This window comes from Paenibacillus pasadenensis, from assembly GCF_002864175.1.
GTDB classification, from domain to species: domain Bacteria; phylum Bacillota; class Bacilli; order Paenibacillales; family Paenibacillaceae; genus Paenibacillus_O; species Paenibacillus_O pasadenensis.
In genome coordinates, this window is the sequence record NZ_NFEZ01000004.1 from 1,605,358 (window position 1) to 1,621,121 (window position 15,764).

The 15,764-nt window shown below is 63.7% G+C and carries 15 protein-coding genes; 13 read left to right on the forward strand and 2 right to left on the reverse strand.

The features are described 5' to 3' along the window. Positions 1 to 3 precede the first annotated feature (3 nt). Positions 4 to 1,035: an aromatic ring-hydroxylating dioxygenase subunit alpha gene (locus B8V81_RS16575; protein WP_228551350.1), complete on the forward strand. Its 1,032-nt coding sequence runs from the start codon at positions 4 to 6 to the stop codon at positions 1,033 to 1,035. A gap of 111 nt (positions 1,036 to 1,146) precedes the next feature. On the opposite strand, the gene sspI is transcribed toward B8V81_RS16575, so the two are convergent. Then, positions 1,147 to 1,371 (reverse strand): small acid-soluble spore protein SspI, encoded by a 225-nt coding sequence (sspI, locus tag B8V81_RS16580; protein ID WP_028600000.1) that lies wholly within the window; start codon positions 1,369 to 1,371, stop codon positions 1,147 to 1,149. Between the two features lie 133 nt (positions 1,372 to 1,504). On the opposite strand from sspI, the gene B8V81_RS16585 reads away from it, so the two are divergent. From B8V81_RS16585 to B8V81_RS16625, 9 genes are all read left to right on the forward strand, one after another. Continuing rightward, positions 1,505 to 2,188 carry a potassium channel family protein gene (locus tag B8V81_RS16585; RefSeq protein ID WP_028599999.1) on the forward strand — a complete coding sequence of 228 codons (684 nt, stop codon included), beginning with the start codon at positions 1,505 to 1,507 and terminating at the stop codon, positions 2,186 to 2,188. Continuing rightward, the gene (locus tag B8V81_RS16590; protein WP_244912782.1) at positions 2,185 to 2,988 is read left to right on the forward strand and encodes a TrmH family RNA methyltransferase; all 804 of its coding nucleotides are present in this window, start codon (positions 2,185 to 2,187) and stop codon (positions 2,986 to 2,988) included. The genes B8V81_RS16585 and B8V81_RS16590 overlap by 4 nt, the downstream gene beginning before the upstream one ends. Before the next feature lie 282 nt (positions 2,989 to 3,270). Next, positions 3,271 to 5,019, forward strand: coding sequence for a glycoside hydrolase family 13 protein (locus B8V81_RS16595; protein ID WP_101808773.1), 1,749 nt, complete (start codon positions 3,271 to 3,273; stop codon positions 5,017 to 5,019). Positions 5,020 to 5,176: 157 nt separating this feature from the next. After that, a complete protein-coding gene (locus B8V81_RS16600; protein WP_101808774.1) occupies positions 5,177 to 6,085 on the forward strand; it encodes an ArsR/SmtB family transcription factor in 909 nt (302 codons plus the stop codon). Positions 6,086 to 6,276: 191 nt separating this feature from the next. Further along, on the forward strand, positions 6,277 to 8,037 hold the full coding sequence (locus B8V81_RS16605) for an ABC transporter substrate-binding protein (RefSeq protein WP_101808775.1): 1,761 nt from the start codon (positions 6,277 to 6,279) through the stop codon (positions 8,035 to 8,037). A 64-nt stretch (positions 8,038 to 8,101) separates the two neighbouring features. After that, entirely contained in the window at positions 8,102 to 9,055 is a 954-nt protein-coding gene (locus B8V81_RS16610) for an ABC transporter permease (protein ID WP_101808776.1), read from the forward strand. An 18-nt stretch (positions 9,056 to 9,073) separates the two neighbouring features. After that, the gene (gene opp4C / locus B8V81_RS16615) at positions 9,074 to 9,997 is read left to right on the forward strand and encodes an oligopeptide ABC transporter permease (protein ID WP_101808777.1); all 924 of its coding nucleotides are present in this window, start codon (positions 9,074 to 9,076) and stop codon (positions 9,995 to 9,997) included. 9 nt (positions 9,998 to 10,006) lie between these two features. Continuing rightward, positions 10,007 to 10,990: an ABC transporter ATP-binding protein gene (locus B8V81_RS16620; protein ID WP_101809444.1), complete on the forward strand. Its 984-nt coding sequence runs from the start codon at positions 10,007 to 10,009 to the stop codon at positions 10,988 to 10,990. Further along, positions 10,983 to 11,948, forward strand: a complete 966-nt coding sequence (locus B8V81_RS16625) for an ABC transporter ATP-binding protein (protein ID WP_101808778.1) — start codon at positions 10,983 to 10,985, stop codon at positions 11,946 to 11,948. Before B8V81_RS16620 ends, B8V81_RS16625 begins: the two co-directional genes overlap by 8 nt. A gap of 146 nt (positions 11,949 to 12,094) precedes the next feature. On the opposite strand, the gene B8V81_RS16630 is transcribed toward B8V81_RS16625, so the two are convergent. Beyond that, complete coding sequence (locus tag B8V81_RS16630; protein ID WP_180968472.1) at positions 12,095 to 13,534, reverse strand: glycosyl hydrolase; 1,440 nt, start codon at positions 13,532 to 13,534, stop codon at positions 12,095 to 12,097. A gap of 248 nt (positions 13,535 to 13,782) precedes the next feature. Here B8V81_RS16630 and B8V81_RS16635 point away from each other — a divergent pair, with 248 nt between their 5' ends. The 3 genes from B8V81_RS16635 (at position 13,783) to yunB (ending at position 15,730) form a co-directional block, all read left to right on the forward strand. Next, positions 13,783 to 14,211: an RrF2 family transcriptional regulator gene (locus B8V81_RS16635; protein WP_028599982.1), complete on the forward strand. Its 429-nt coding sequence runs from the start codon at positions 13,783 to 13,785 to the stop codon at positions 14,209 to 14,211. 27 nt (positions 14,212 to 14,238) lie between these two features. After that, complete coding sequence (locus B8V81_RS16640; protein ID WP_052333472.1) at positions 14,239 to 14,616, forward strand: hypothetical protein; 378 nt, start codon at positions 14,239 to 14,241, stop codon at positions 14,614 to 14,616. 139 nt (positions 14,617 to 14,755) lie between these two features. After that, positions 14,756 to 15,730, forward strand: a complete 975-nt coding sequence (yunB, locus tag B8V81_RS16645) for a sporulation protein YunB (protein WP_244912783.1) — start codon at positions 14,756 to 14,758, stop codon at positions 15,728 to 15,730. Positions 15,731 to 15,764 lie beyond the last annotated feature (34 nt).

A 15,764-nucleotide genomic window follows, 5' to 3' on the forward strand; every position in this document is an offset into this window, starting at 1 on the left:
ACCATGAGCATGACAATCCCGAACACCTCGAACTACGCCGATCCGGCGCCGCTCAAGGACGGCGTCCTGGAGCATGAGTGGCATCCGGCCTGCTCGGCGGCCGAGCTGCAGCAAAAGCCTCTGTCCGTCATCGTGCTCGGCGAGCGCGTCGCCGTCTACCGCACGTCGCGGGGCGTGCATGCGCTGCGCGACCTGTGCGTCCATCGCGGGGCGATGCTGTCCAAGGGCTGGGTGGAGAACGACCGCGATCTCGTCTGTCCATACCATGGCTGGAAGTACGATGCCGACGGCAAATGCGTGTGCATCCCGGCGCAAGGCAAGGACGACCGCATCCCGCCGCGCGCCAGGGCGGTCAAATATCAGGCGCGCGAAAAATACGGCATCGTCTGGGTGTGCATCGGCGAGCCGGCCGCCGAGCTGCCCGACTTCGCTGAATTCGAGACGGCGGAATATCGGCCGCTCGTCTGCGGTCCCTACCGCGTGAACGCGGCGGGCACGCGCGTCATCGAGAACTTCACCGACTTCGCCCATCTGATGTATGTGCATGGCGGCCTGCTCGGCCATCCCGATTATGCGGAGCTGCCGGACTTCGAGGTGTACCGCGAGGAGGGGCGCGTCTACACCGGAGATGTGCCGATTTTCCAGCCGGTCGCCCACTCCGGCTCGGAGCATGCCGAGGGCACGACCTATGTGTACGTCAAGGAGGTGTTCCGTCCGCTGGCCGCGCGGCTGTCCAAGCGCGATGCGGCTACCGGCCAGACGCTGTGGATCATGCTGACGGTGCTGCCGGTGTCGGAGAAGGAGTGCCTCGTCTATATGCCGGTATCGCGCAACTATGCGTTCGACGTGGACGATCAGAGCTTCATCGACTTCCAGGATACGGTATTCGAGCAGGACAAGTGGATCATCGAGACGCAAAAGCCGGAGCTGCTGCCGCTTGACCTGCAGGCCGAGCTGAACCATAAGGCTGACAAGCTGTCGGTCGCCTATCGGAAATGGATCGCCGGCATGGGCATGCGCACCTGCATGGCCTAGCTCCAAAAGCCCTGTTTTCGCGGAGGTCGCGAAAACGGGGCTGTCGGGGCTTGTTCGGCCCAATAGGCCGGAACGCTCGCAAGCCGGACGGCATGCGGCAAGGCGGAAAGATCAGCTCTGCTGCGACTGGCTGTGCAGATGCCCGTGCAGCTTGCCGACGAGCGACTGCTGCTCGGCGGCCGCGCTGTCCTTCCAGATCATCTCGAACAGCACGCCGAGGCCCGGAAGGGCCTTTTCGTCGCTGTCGATGGAATCCCGGATGATCTCGCTCAGCTCGCCTTCGGACTTGTCCTGCACGATCTGCGTAATCGCCTCTCGCAGGTTGAATTGGCTCATCGCTTGCTCATTCCTCCTTGAATTCGGATCTCCGTTAGGTTGTCCGTCCCGGGCCGCGGACATTCGGGAAATCGCCTGCCGTATGCTATAATGGATGCCATCAGAGCGGATTGGAAAGGCGGGAAGGTAAGGCATGCGCAAAAAGCAGTTTGCCGTCATCGGCATGGGCCGCTTCGGCTCAAGCGTCGCCCAGGCGCTGTCGGAGATGGGCTTCGAGGTGCTCGCCATCGACAGCGACGAGGAACGGATCCAGGACATGGCGCCGATCGTCACCCATGCGGTATCGGCCGACACGACCGACGAGGAGGCGCTGCGCGCGATCGGCATCCGCAACTTCGACGTCGTCGTCGTCGCCATCGGGGAGGACATCCAGGCGAGCATCCTGACGACGCTCATCCTCAAGGATCTCGGCGTGCCGCAGCTGATCGTCAAGGCGCAGAACGAGCTGCACGGCAAGGTGCTCGGCAAGATCGGCGCGGACCGCGTCATCTATCCGGAGCGGGACATGGGGCTGAGGGTCGCCCATCATCTGATCTCGCCGAGCGTGCTCGACTTCATCGAGCTGACGCCGGAGCACGGCATCATCGAGTTCGAGGCGCCGGACGCGATGCTCGGCCGCACGATCAAGCAGCTCGACATCCGGGCCAAGTACCAGTGCAACGTGCTCGGCATCAAGGCCGGCGGCAAGATGGACATCACGCCGATGCCGGATCAAGTCATCCGCAGCGGCGACGTGCTCGTCATCGTCGGGGCCAACAAGGATCTGCTGCGGCTCGAGGTCGAGTTCGCCGTGACGCGCGAGGTGAAGAGCCGGTGATCGAGGCGCCGCTGACGATCGCCTCGACCGCCAATCCCAAGGTCAAGGCATGGGCCTCCCTGCAGGAGAAGAAGCATCGCGACCGACTCGGCCAGTTCCTCGCCGAAGGGCCGCATATGATCGCCGAGGCGCTCTCCTGCGGAGCCGTCGTGCGCGCCGTCGTCTACGACGCGGAACGGGGCTTGCCGCCGGAGCTGGCGGAGCCGCTGCGCCTCTACGGCAAGGCCGTCGAGCTCGTCGCGGCCTCGCGCGCCGTCGTCGCGAAGTGCGCCGGCACCGACTCGCCGCCGCCGGCATTCGCCGTCGTCGACAAGCCGTCGGCGGACCGCTCGGCGCTCTACCGCGAGCGCGGCTTCGTCGTCGTGCTGGACGGCGTGCGCGACCCCGGCAACGCCGGCACGATCATCCGCAGCGCGGACGCGGCCGGAGCCGACGCGGTCGTGCTGGGCCGAGGCTGCGTCGACCTGTACAACCCCAAGGTCGTGCGCTCGACGATGGGCTCGCTGTTTCATCTGCCTGTGCTGGAGGGCGATCTGGCCGAGCTGCTGCCGGAGGCGCGGTCGCGCGGGATGAAGCTCGCGGGCACGAGCCTGCAGGCGGCGCGCGGGCTGTACGAGTGCGACTTGACGGAGCCGACCTGGCTGCTGCTCGGCAGCGAGGCCGACGGACTGTCGCCGCTGTCGCTGCAGCAGATGGATTACGGCGTCCTGATCCCGATGAAGGGACGCAGCGAATCGCTCAATGTGGCGATGGCCGCCACGATCGTGCTGTACGAGGCGATGCGGCAGCGAGATTTTTAAACCAGGATAGACGGGAAGAAGCGCAGCGCATCGCGGCTGCATTTCTTCCCGTCTTTTAGGTTGTATAAAGAAGCTACTGCCGACGACTCTGCATGCGTCGCTCCAGGCGCCGTTAAAACTCGCGGTCTAAATACCCAGGAACCGGTTCATACTGGTAGCATGTAGGAAAATAATAGACTCAAAAAACAGAAGCCAGACGTTTCGGAATATGCTATCATGAGTTATGCAAACGTTTGAACAACAACTTGAACGAAAACAACGATCAAAAGGGTGATGGATAAAATGACGCATAACATCCGCTGGTGGAAGGAAGCGGTCGCCTACCAGATCTATCCGCGGTCCTTCATGGACAGCAACGGCGACGGAATCGGCGACATCCCCGGCATCATCTCGAAGCTCGACTATCTCAAGGGGCTCGGCGTCGGGCTGATCTGGATCTGTCCGATCTACAAGTCGCCCAACGACGACAACGGCTACGACATCTCGGACTACCAGGACATCATGGAAGAGTTCGGCACGATGGCGGACTTCGACCGGCTGCTGGAGGAGACGCATGCCCGCGGCATGAAGCTCATCCTCGATCTCGTCATCAACCATACGTCCGACGAGCATCCGTGGTTCATCGAGTCGCGCAGCTCCCGCGACAGCGACAAGCGGGACTACTACATCTGGCGCGATCCGCATGCCGAGACGGGAGCCGAGCCGAACAACTGGGAGAGCATTTTCGGCGGCCCGGCCTGGGAGTTCGACGACAAGACCGGCCAGTACTTCATGCACATCTTCTCGCGCCGCCAGCCCGACCTCAACTGGGAAAACGACGCCGTGCGCCGCGACCTGTACGATATGGTCAACTGGTGGCTGGACAAGGGCATCGACGGCTTCCGCGTCGACGCGATCTCGCATATCAAAAAAGTCGAAGGCTTCCCGGACCTGCCGAACCCGCAAGGGCTGCCGTACGTGCCGAGCTTCGACGGGCATATGAACCGCGAGGGCATCCACCGCTTCCTCGCCGAGCTGAAGGAAGAGACGCTCGCCAAGCATCCCGAGGCGGTGACCGTCGGCGAAGCCAACGGCGTGACCGCCGACGATGCGGAGGCATGGGTCGACGAGCGCAAGGGCGCCTTCAACATGATTTTCCAGTTCGAGCATCTCGGCCTCTGGAACCGCAGCCCGGAGGGCAGCCTCGACCTCGCCTCGCTCAAGGAGACGCTGACGCGCTGGCAGAAAGGGCTGGAGGGCAGCGGCTGGAACGCGCTGTTCCTCGAGAACCACGACCAGGCGCGCTCCGTATCGACCTGGGGCGACGACGGCGTCTACTGGAAGCAGTCGGCCAAAACGCTGGCGACGATGTACTTCCTCATGCAGGGCACGCCGTTCATCTACCAGGGGCAGGAGATCGGCATGACGAACGTGCAGTTCCCGTCGATCGAGGACTACAACGACGTCGCGATCAAAAACCTGTACCGCTACGAGACGATGAACGGCAAGAGCCATGAGGACGTCATGCGCGTCATCTGGAAGACCGGCCGCGACAACTCGCGCACGCCGATGCAGTGGAGCGCGGACGACCAAGCCGGCTTCACGACGGGCGAGCCGTGGCTCAAGCTGAATCCGAACTACACGCATATCAACGTGCAGCAGGCGATCGACGACCCGGACTCGATCTACCATCACTACAAGCGGCTCATCCGCCTGCGGACGGAGCATGAGGCGCTCGTCTACGGCACGTACGATCTCGCCCTGGGCGACCATCCGCAGATCTACGCCTACACGCGGACGCTGGACGGCGAAAAGCTGCTCGTGCTCTGCAACCTGAGCTCGTCGGAAGCCCATGCGGAGCTGGCCGGCGAGCTGGAAGGCTGCCGCACGGAGCTGCTGCTCGCGAGCGAGCTGGCCGACGCCGAGGCGCCGATCGCGCAGCTGTCGCTGAAGCCGTACGAGTCGCGCGTCTACCGGCTCGCGCCTGTCGCCGGCTCGGACAGCCCCGCGCCGTCCGCAGAGGACGGCTCGGAAGCGGTCGGCACGATCTGACTTAGAGCCTAAGCACCATCAACGTCCGCGGGCCCGCGGGCGTTTTTTGGCTTGGGCCGCGGCGCGAGGAGGACCAGAGCCTTGCCGAACCGTCGTCGGGTCGTGTAGAATTACGCCCAAAGACTCTAACGGCTAGAGGGCAGAAGGGCGTGCAGCTATGACTTATGACATAACGATCACATTCAAGCCGCTTCACGAGGCGATGAGCAGCCTACATGCCTACATCTGCCGCCAGTCCCACAAAAAGCTCGATCTCCCGGCGGCGTGGGCGGCAGAGGTCAAGGCAAGGCTGGAGCCGCAGTTCGCGGAGCTGCTGGACGAGCTGGCGATCAACGCCGACTGGAAGCTGACGTTCCTGCTTGTGCATCTAAGCCCGGCGGAGGATGCCTCGGGCTTCGCGGCTTGGCTGCGCGGGCAAGGGGCGGGAGAGCTGTACGAGCGGCTCGCGCCGTACTGCAGCCAGTTTCCCAAGGATATGGCGGCGTTCCGCGACTTGACCGCCTCCGTCTTCGAGCGCTGGGAGGAGCAGTACTTCCGCAGCGTCGACCGGGAGGCGATCGTCCGGCTGGGAGCGGTCTGCCGCGAGCGCAGGACGGCGCTGGCGGATGCCGACGATCTGGACAAGTATGTGGACGAGACGACGAACGGCCTCCGCTTCGAGCCGATCGACGGGCTGCGCGAGCTCGTCCTCATTCCGCAGATGCATTTCCAGCCGATCAACGTCATCTTCCATTTCCGGCGCATGACGATCTGTTATTATGCCGCCCGGATCGATCTGAGAGAGGACGAGTTCCTCTCCGCCCATGACTTCCGGATCATCCGCAGCCTCGGCGAGCGGAGCCGGCTCAAGATTCTCCGCTTCCTGCACGGCGGTCCGCGCAGCTTCATCGAGATCGTCCGCCACCTGCAGCTGTCCAAGGGAATCACCCACGACCATATCGGCAAGCTTCGCAGCGCCGGCTTGATCCATGCCCATTTCGAAGGCGAGACGCTGACCGTCTACAGCTTGCGGAAGGGCGCTCTGGAACGGATGCAGGCTGCATTGAAAGCGTATATCGAAAGCTGAAAAGCCCTTTCCCCGAATCGACGGTCATTCGTCGCCAAGGGGAAGGCTTTTCTTATTCATTCTCTTTATGGAGAAATTTTTAACAGTTCTCTATTTACAGAACCAATATAGGCTCCTATAATGGGGATATTCATTCAAAAATCATACTTATTCAATCGGAATTAAATCGTTCGATTGAGCGGGAGGATGCCATGAAAAACAGGGTAGGATTCGCTTCATCCATTTTGCTGGCCAGCATGCTGGTCCTGTCCGCCTGCTCGGACGGAGGCGCGGACAACGAAGGGGCATCCGGCTCTCCGGCTCCGACTGCAAGCGCGCCGGCGGCAAACGCAGGCGCTACAGGGAACGCTGGCGCGGCCGCTCCGCAAGCGGAAGGCGCCATCCTGGCGGCCGACCTGTCGAAGCTGCCGGACGCGGCCAAAAAGCGGACGGACACGATCATCGTCGGGCTCGTCGATCCGAGCGGCGCGTTCACGCCCTATTTCCAGCAAAGCGGCTATGACGGCAACGTCTCCTCGCTGCTCTACACCTCGCTCGTGCTCGTGGACGACAAGGGCGAGCCGACGCCGGGCCTTGCGGAAAAATGGGAAGCCAGCCCGGACGGCCTGACCTACACGTTCCATCTGCGGCCTGACTTGAAGTTCAGCGACGGCTCGCCGCTGACAGCCGACGACGTCGCCTTCACCTGGACGATCCTGAACGACAAGTCCTACGACGGCGACTCGCAGATTCCCGCGCTCGGCATCAAGGGGGCGGCAGCCTACAAGGACGGGACGGCGGCTGCCGTATCCGGCATCGAGGTGAAGGATCCGCAGACGATCTCGGTCACGCTCGACAAGCCGAACGCGGCCGCGCTCGTGCTGCTCGGCGGCGACGTCCTTTCCAAGGCCTACTACGGCAAGGACTACAAGCAAGGCGATCTCGGGTACATGAAGCAGCTGAGCTCGAGCCCGCTCGGCAACGGTCCTTACAAGCTGGAGAAGTTCATCCCCGGCCAGGAAGTGCGCTTCACGGCCAACGAGCACTACTTCGGCGAGAAGCCCAAGACGCCGCACTTCATCTATAAGACGTCCGAGGGCGACACCTGGCAGTACCTCGAGACGGGCGAGGTCGACTACGCCTCGTTCAGCGCCACGCAGGAGAACATCGACAAGCTGACCGCGCTCGGCTTCGTCAACATCGTGCCGTATACGCCGAGCACCTACGGCTACCTGCAGGTGAACCTCGAGCGCCCGGCGCTGCAGGACAAGAAGGTCCGCCAGGCGCTGACCTACGGCCTGGACCGGCAGAGCATCTACGTCGACGCGCAGCAGGGAGCCGGCGTAGTAGCCAACATTCCTTCTCCGCTCACCTCCTGGGCCTACACGGAGGAAGGCATCAACGCCTACCCGTACGATCTCGAAAAAGCGAAGGCGCTGCTGGACGAGGCCGGCTGGGCCGAAGGCTCGGACGGCATCCGCGAGAAGGACGGCCAGAAGCTGAAGATCCACTACCTCGGTTCCAAAAGCAAGAACACCGACATCTTCATCGCCGTAGCGCAAGAGAACTACACCGCGCTCGGCATCCAGTTCGAGCCGGAAATCTTCGCCGACTTCAACTCGCTCGTCTCGAAGGTCGAAGGCGGAGACTACGACCTCGTCTCCTTCTCCACGCCGATGCTGACCGATCCTGCCGACGGCCTCGCGCAGTTCGTCGACGGCGAGATCAAGGGCTTCGACAACGCCGCCTTCAAGGAGCTGTACGACAAAGGTCTGGCGACGACCGACATCGAGCAGCGAAAAGCGGTGTACAAGGAGATCTTCCAGCTGCTGAACGACGAGCTGCCCGTCATCTTCACCAGCTATCGCAAAAGCGTCTATGCCTACAACGGCCGCATCGAGAACCTGGAGATCAGTCCGTTCTACGGCCTGGCCGTGAGCCTGCCGAACTGGTCGCTCAAGGACGTCCAATAAGCCTGGATCTCTCCCCTGTCCGACTGGCGCGGACAGGGGAAATCCCTTTTCGGAAGGAGAAGCCATGAGCACTTATCTGATCCGGCGGCTGAGCTACATGCTGCTCATCCTGCTGGCCGCCTCGTTCCTGATCTTCGCCCTCTACGCGCTGACGCCCGGCGACTTCATCAGCGGCAACATCAAGCTGACGCCGGAGCGCAAGGCGGAGCTGCGGATGATCTACGGGCTCGACCAGCCGCTGCTCGACCGCTATCTGACCTGGATGGGCAACGCGCTCCGCGGCGACTTCGGCATCTCGCTGGCGCAGCAGAAGCCGGTGCTGACGCTGTTCCAGGACTACATCTGGAATTCGTTCCTGCTGGCGGCGGTGTCGACCTTCTTCACCTGGCTGCTCGCCGTCGTCATCGGCGTGCTTGCCGCCTACCGCCAGTACTCCTGGTTCGACTCGCTCGTCATGGTGCTCATCTTCGCGGCGATGAGCATCCCGTCGTTTTTCATCGGCCTGTTCCTCATCAAGATCTTCGCCGTCGACCTGCACTGGCTGCCGCCCGGCGGCATGACGACGACCGGCAGCAACGCGGAAGGCTGGGCGTATGTGCTGGAGGTCGCGAACCATATGGCGTTGCCGGCCGCGGTCATGACGCTGCTCGGGCTCGGCTCGCTGACCCGCTACTTCCGCAGCAACATGATCGACGTCATCAAGCAGGACTATATCCGCACGGCAAGAGCCAAAGGGCTCCCGGAGAGGAAGGTGCTGTTCACCCATGCCCTGCGCAACGCGCTGCTGCCGGCGATCACGCTGGTCGGCTTCGAGCTGCCGGCGCTGTTCGGCGGCTCGCTCATCATCGAGAGCATCTTCAACTGGCCCGGCATCGGCCAGCTGTACATGAAGTCGTTCGGCCTGCGGGACTATCCGCTGCTGATGGGCTTCACGATGTTCATCGCCGTGCTCACCGTAGTCGGCACGCTGCTGTCCGACCTGCTCTATCGCATCGCGGATCCCCGCGTCAACCTGTAACCGAAGGAAGGTTCTTCTATGTCTGTGGCTAACGGAAGGCTCGCCGTCCAGCCCGGCGCGGGCCGGTCGAAGCGGTCCTCGATCTGGGGCGACGCGGCGCGGCGGCTGATCCGCAACAAGCTGGCTGTGTCCGGCTTCCTCGTCGTCGCGCTCATGTTCGCGGCCTGCTTCCTCGGGCCGCTGTTCTCGCCCTATGCGGACAACAAGATCAACATGGCGCAAATGAACCGCCCGCCGAGCGCGTCGCACTGGCTCGGCACGGACGCGCTCGGGCGGGACGTGCTGACGCGCGTGCTGCAGGCGGGGCGCATCTCGCTCACGGTCGGCCTCGCCTCGATGGGGCTGTCGGTCGCGCTCGGCGCGCTGCTCGGCATCGTCGCGGGCTACTATCGCGGCATCGTCGACCAGCTCATCATGCGGCTGGCCGATCTGCTGCTCACCATTCCGAGCCTGCCGCTGCTGTTCATCGCCGGCGCGCTCCTATCGGAGTGGAAAGTTCCGCCCGACTCGCGCATGTACATCGTCATGGTGATGCTCGCCGTCGTCGGCTGGCCGGGGCTGGCGCGCATGGTGCGCGGCCAGATCCTCAGCCTGCGGGAGCGGGAATTCATGCAGGCGACGACCGTGCTCGGCCTGCGCGGCCGCCGCAGGCTACTGGGGCATCTGCTGCCCAATCTCGTGCCGCTGCTGATCGTCATCGCCACGCTCAACATCGGCGGGGCGATCCTCAGCGAGTCGGTGCTGAGCTTTTTCGGCCTCGGCGTGACGCCGCCGACGCCGACCTGGGGCAACATGATCGACGCGGCCAACAACATGATCGACTTCGAGAAGCGGCCGTGGCTGTGGATTCCGCCGGGCTTCTCGATTTTCGCGACCGTCATCGCGATCAATCTTTTCGGCGACGCGCTGCGCGACGTGCTCGATCCGAAGCAGAGAAGGTAGGTGGACTCGATGGAAGCGCTGCTAGACATACGGGAGCTGCAGACCCATTTTCAGACCGAGGCCGGCGTGCTGCGCGCGGTCGATGGCGTCAGCCTGCGCGTCCGAGAGGGCGAGACGGTGTGCATCGTCGGCGAGTCCGGCTGCGGCAAGAGCATGACGGCGATGTCGGTGCTCGGCCTCGTCGAAGGGCCGTCCGGCAAGGTCGCCGGAGGCGAGGTCCGCTTCGGCGGACGCGATCTGCTGCGCATGAGCCGCCACGAGCTGCGGACGCTGCGCGGGCATGAGCTGTCGATGATCTTTCAGGAGCCGATGTCCTCGCTCAATCCGGTGCTGACGATCGGCCGCCAGATCGCCGAGCCGCTGCGCGAGCATCTGCGGCTCGGCCGCAAGGAAGCGGAGCGCCGCGCGGTCGAGCTGATTCGCGAGGTCGGCATCAGCCGTCCCGAGCAGATCGCGGGCGCCTATCCGCATGAGCTGAGCGGGGGTATGCTGCAGCGGGTGATGATCGCCATCGCCGTCTCCTGCAAGCCGAAGCTGCTCATCGCCGACGAGCCGACGACGGCGCTGGACGTGACGATCCAGGCGCAGATCCTCGATCTGCTGCGCGGGCTGCAGGAGAAGAGCGGCATGGCGCTGCTTCTCATCACGCATGATCTCGGGGTCGTGGCGGAGATGGCCGACTACGTGATCGTCATGTATGCGGGCAAGGTCGTCGAGGAAGGGGAGGTCGAGCGGCTGTTCCGCGAGCCGCGGCATCCGTATACGCAGGGGCTGCTGCGCTCCAAGCCGGTGCTCGGCCAGGTGCGGGAGGAGCTGTACTCGATTCCCGGCCAAGTGCCGAATCCGCTTGAGCTCGGCGCCGGCTGCGCGTTCGCGGACCGCTGCGAGTTCGCGATGGATCGATGCCGCAGGCAGGAGCCGCCGCTTGCGCCGGTCGGCTCCGATCAGCAGGCGGCCTGCTGGCTGCACGGGAAGGAGGGACAGCATGAGTGAGGCGCTGCTCGAAATCGAGGATTTGAAAACTTATTTTCCGATCAAGTCGGGGCTGCTCGGACGGACGACCAGGCAGGTCAAGGCGGTCGACGGCATCAGCCTGACGATCCGCGAGGGCGAGACGTTCGGCCTCGTCGGCGAGTCCGGCAGCGGCAAGAGCACGGTCGGCAAGTCGATCGTGCGCCTCGCGGCCAAGACGGCCGGGACGGTCCGCTTCATGGGCGAGGATCTGCACGAGCTGCACGGAGAGCGGCTGCGCCAGCTGCGCCCGAAGCTGCAGCTGATCTTCCAGGACCCGTACAGCTCGCTCAATCCGCGGGTGAGGATCGGCGACGCGATCGGCGAGCCGCTGCTCGACCATGGCCTCGCGAGCAAGTCGGATGTCCGGGAAAAGGCGCTGCAGGCGCTGGAATCCTGCGGCCTGTCCGCCTATCAGGCCGACCGGCTGCCGCATGAATTCTCGGGCGGCCAGCGCCAGCGGATCGGCATCGCCCGCGCGCTCGCGCTCGATCCGAAGCTGATCATCGCCGACGAGCCGGTATCCGCGCTCGACGTATCGATCCAGGCCCAGATCATCAACCTGTTCCGACGGCTCCAGCAGGAGAGAGGGCTGAGCTATCTGTTCATCTCGCATGACCTGAGCGTCGTCGAGCATCTATGCGACCGGATCGGAGTCATGTATCTCGGCTCGATGATGGAGACCGGCCCGCGCGAGGAGCTTTTCCGCTCGCCGCTGCATCCGTATACGAAGGCGCTGCTGTCCGCCGTGCCGATCCCGATCCCGAAGCTCAAGCGGGAGCGGATCGTGCTGAAGGGCGACATTCCCGACCCGTCGAATCCGCCCTCCGGCTGCAAGTTCCATACCCGCTGCCCGTTCGCCGTGGAGCGCTGCGTCCACGATGCGCCGGAGCTCCGCTCCGCAGGCGGCGGACGGCAGGTCGCCTGCCATCTGGCTTGAAAGGAGAAGCGCCCCTCGGGGCCGTTTTCGGACGATGGGTCCGGGACGGCTTCCAGAGGGGCGCTTTTTGCGGCGGGGACGCAAGCGATGCGTACGTTCCGCTCCTTGGGCCGCTCTTCATCCGAAGAGAAGAGACGGCGCGGCGGTTACCGCCAGCCCGGCATCTCGTCGAGGGTCAGCACGTTGGAGGCGCCATAGATGCCTGGCAGCGTGCTGCGGTTCTCCTCGATGAAGTCGGGCCATAACATCGCGTAGATCCACTTGTTCTGGCTGGCGAGCAGCGAGGCGGACGGCATGAACTGGCATTCGCCGATCGCGATCGGCTTGCCGCCGGACGCCTGGAGCATCGTGTTGTAGTTGTTCTGCGTGTAGCCGGTATTGTAGACGTCGAGCGAAGCGATGTCGAAATAGCTGCTGCCCGGGTTGTAGGCGGAGATTTCCGTGCTCAGGTTGGAGAAGTCCTGCACGTTCCACACCCAGATGAGGTTTTCCAGCCCTTTCGTGTGCGTCAGGTAGTCGTAGGTGATCTGGTACAGCTTGGCGGAGCCGTTCGAGCCCTTGTGGCAGGACCACCAGAACACGCATTGGTTCATCTCATGCAGCGGACGGAACAGGACGACGACGTTGTTGTTCTCCAGATCCTGCAAATAGGTCGCGAGCGTGTCGAGACGGCCGATCCAGCTGTTGTACAGGCTCGTGCCCGGCGTCGTCAGCTGGGTGAACTGGGCCGACGTCAGCTTGGCCGGATTTGCTCCGCCGATCTCGTCCCAGCTGCAGTATTCGTCGCGGGTCGGCGCGCAAGGATGGTACATGAGCGTGACGAGAGCGCCTTTGTTGAACTGGTTCTTCGCTTCCTGGATCATGTTCCAGCGGTTGTCGAGCGCGAGGCTGCCGAAGCCGAAGTCGCCTCCCCACAGAGACGGCGTGCGGCCCGCGATGCCTGCCACGCGGTCGCTGTCGCTGCGCGGGGTGTTGTTGAACTTGTTCTCGATGCCGACGATCGTCTTGCCCCCGAGATTGTTCAAGTAGCTTAGGATGCGCTGCTTGACGGCGGACACCGGCTCGCTGCCGCCTCCGCCTTGGCCGTTGTCGCCGTAGATCTCGAACTCATACAGCGAGTAGCCGTAGGCGGTCGCGCGCTGGAAGGCGTACATCTTGACGTAGCGGACGGTGGCCGTGAAGCTGATGTCGTTTACGCCGCCGACGCCGTTGTAGTTGGAATAGACGGTCGTCCAAGTGGAGTTGTCGTTCGACGTCTGGATCTGGAAGCCCTTCGCATACGCGGCCTCCCAGCGCAGCTTCACGCCGGTGAGCGGGCGGGCGGTGCCGAGGTCGACGATGATGTACTGCTGGTCGCTGTAAGCCGAGGACCAGCGGGTGTTGCCGTTGGCGTCCACCGCATAGGCGCCGGCGTAAGCGGAGCTCTCTGTGCTGGAGACGGTGACGGGGCGGTTGTAGGCGAGGTTGACGATCGCCGCCTCGGTCTTGGCGGGCCGGGCGAGCAGGACGAGCAGCGACAGCAGCACGGCGGCGAGAGCAAGGAGCAGAATGGAGCGGGGTCGGGGCAGCGTCAGTCGATTCATCATGGGCCTCCTTGAAATAAGGTGATGGATGATGCCTGGCGGAGCATGCGGTGATGCGGCCGGCGCTGACGGCGCCGAAGCGGGCATCGCCCCTTTCGCTTGGAAATGAATTCGCTTTCAACACCAATTATAAATATTTAGAAATAAAATTCAATAAGTTTATTTAAATTGAACAAACGATGTAAACGATTGACGCGGGCAACTGTTACCATTAAAATAACAGTATGGCGGGAAAGGAAGGGAGCGTGCGGATGAACAGCGAATTTACCATCGCGGTCCACAGCCTGGTTTATCTGGCCAGCCGGCCGGATCGGATGGCGACGAGCGATGCCATCGCCCGCAACGTGAACACCCATCCGTCGCGGATACGCAAGGTGATGAGCTTGCTTCGCAAGCAGGGATATATCGGGACGAAGGAAGGCATCGGCGGGGGCTATCTGCTGGAGCGGCTGCCGGAGCAGACGACGCTGGCCGAGATCTATTCGGCGACGTCGTTCGGCTCGATCAAGCCGGGCTGGTGCTCCGGCGGCGAGGTGGGAGACTGCATGATCGCCTGCCGCATGGAAGCGGTGATGGACGAGATTTTCACGGAAACGGAGGCCAAGCTGCTCCAGCATCTGGAGAGCATGACCATCCGCGACGTGCTGCAGCGCGTGAAGGCGGAAGAGACGTCGACCTGAAGCGACTAACGGCGGGAGGAATGGCAGATGAGCATGGAAACGGGGATGGAAGCGATTCAGATCGGGGACTGGGTAAGCGGGGTCACCGTTATGGACGAGAGATTCATCGGGTATGTCGATGCGGCGGATCCGGTCGGGTTTTACCGGATCGTCGTGACGCAGAGCGACCGCGAGCGGATTGTCGGCAAGCGCGTCGGCGCGCGCGCCTCCAAGGTGCGCAAGCTGTCCGAGCACGGCCAGCAGGCCGGAGCCGGCGAGCTGCGGACGCTGATCGAGCTTGCCCTCCTGACGTGGGACGAGGACTGGTTCCGCGAGCTGACGGAGCGCGCCCGGACCGCGGACGCGGAGCCGGGCAAGAGCGGTTCGAACGGAATGCCGGTCAACCGCATCTCGTCCATTCTATAGCCCGGCCGCAGCCGGGACGCGCTTGTCCTTTTGCAGCCGGTCCGCCATGATGGCGGACCGGTTTTTTTGGCTTCTTCTGACGAGCCCGCCGTCCGCATACGATGAGTAGGGAAGCGAGTTCGTCCGAGGAGGGAAACGCATGGCGAGATGGGGAAAAAGACGCGCCCCTTGGCGGCTGCCGGAGCTGCCGATGCGGCCGGTCCGGAGGATGAGGCTGTCCCGCTCCGCTTCTTCGTCCGGGAGCCGGAGCGCGAGGTCCGGACGTCTGCGGCCCCGCCCGCTGTTCTCTTCGCGGAGCCGCCGGGCGGCTCCGCTCGCCGGGGATGCTGGGCGCCCCCGCCAGACGCGGCGCAGGCGCTGGCGATGGATGCTGCTGACGATCGCGCTGCTGCTGGCGTTCGGGACGCTCAACGGCTATTTTTACCTGGAACGCGAGCTGCAGCCGCCGCTCATGCGGATCGCCCAGCTCAAGGTGAAGCAGATCATGACGGAGGCGATCAACAAGGCGATCACCGATCAGGTCGCCTCGGGCGCCAAGCTCGAGAACCTGATCGAGTGGAAGATGGACGCCTCCGGCAAGGTGAGCGGCTTCATGATGAACTACAACGAGCATATGAGGATCACGGCGCAGACGATCCAGACGGTGCAGCATACGCTGCAGGAAAGCGAGAGCTTCCGCGAGGGCGTGCCGATCGGGCAAGCGCTGGACAGCGCGCTGCTCGCCTCGTTCGGCCCGCGCGTGCCGATCCGATTCGAGCCGATCGGCGATGCCAAGGTCGAGCTGAGCACGAGGCAGAAGGATGCGGGCATCAACATGATCCTCGTCGAGGTCTACATGCGCATCCACACGGAGCTGTCGGTCATCATTCCGTTCAATGCCGCCTCGCAGACGGTCGATACGGAAATTCCGATCTCCTACCTGATGGTCGTCGGAGACGTGCCGATGTACTATTACGACGGCAAGGGCAAGCCGGTCGGAGACAGCGCGGCGGCCGCGCCCGCGCTCACGCTGCCGCCGCCCTCGGGCGGCGCGGACGCGGGATCGGGAGCGGGAGTGGCCCCGCCCGGCAACAGCGCGGACCAAACGGAAAACGACCCGGGAGAAAGCCCTTGAGGGCCTTCTCTCGGGTCGTTTCGTCGTACAATGT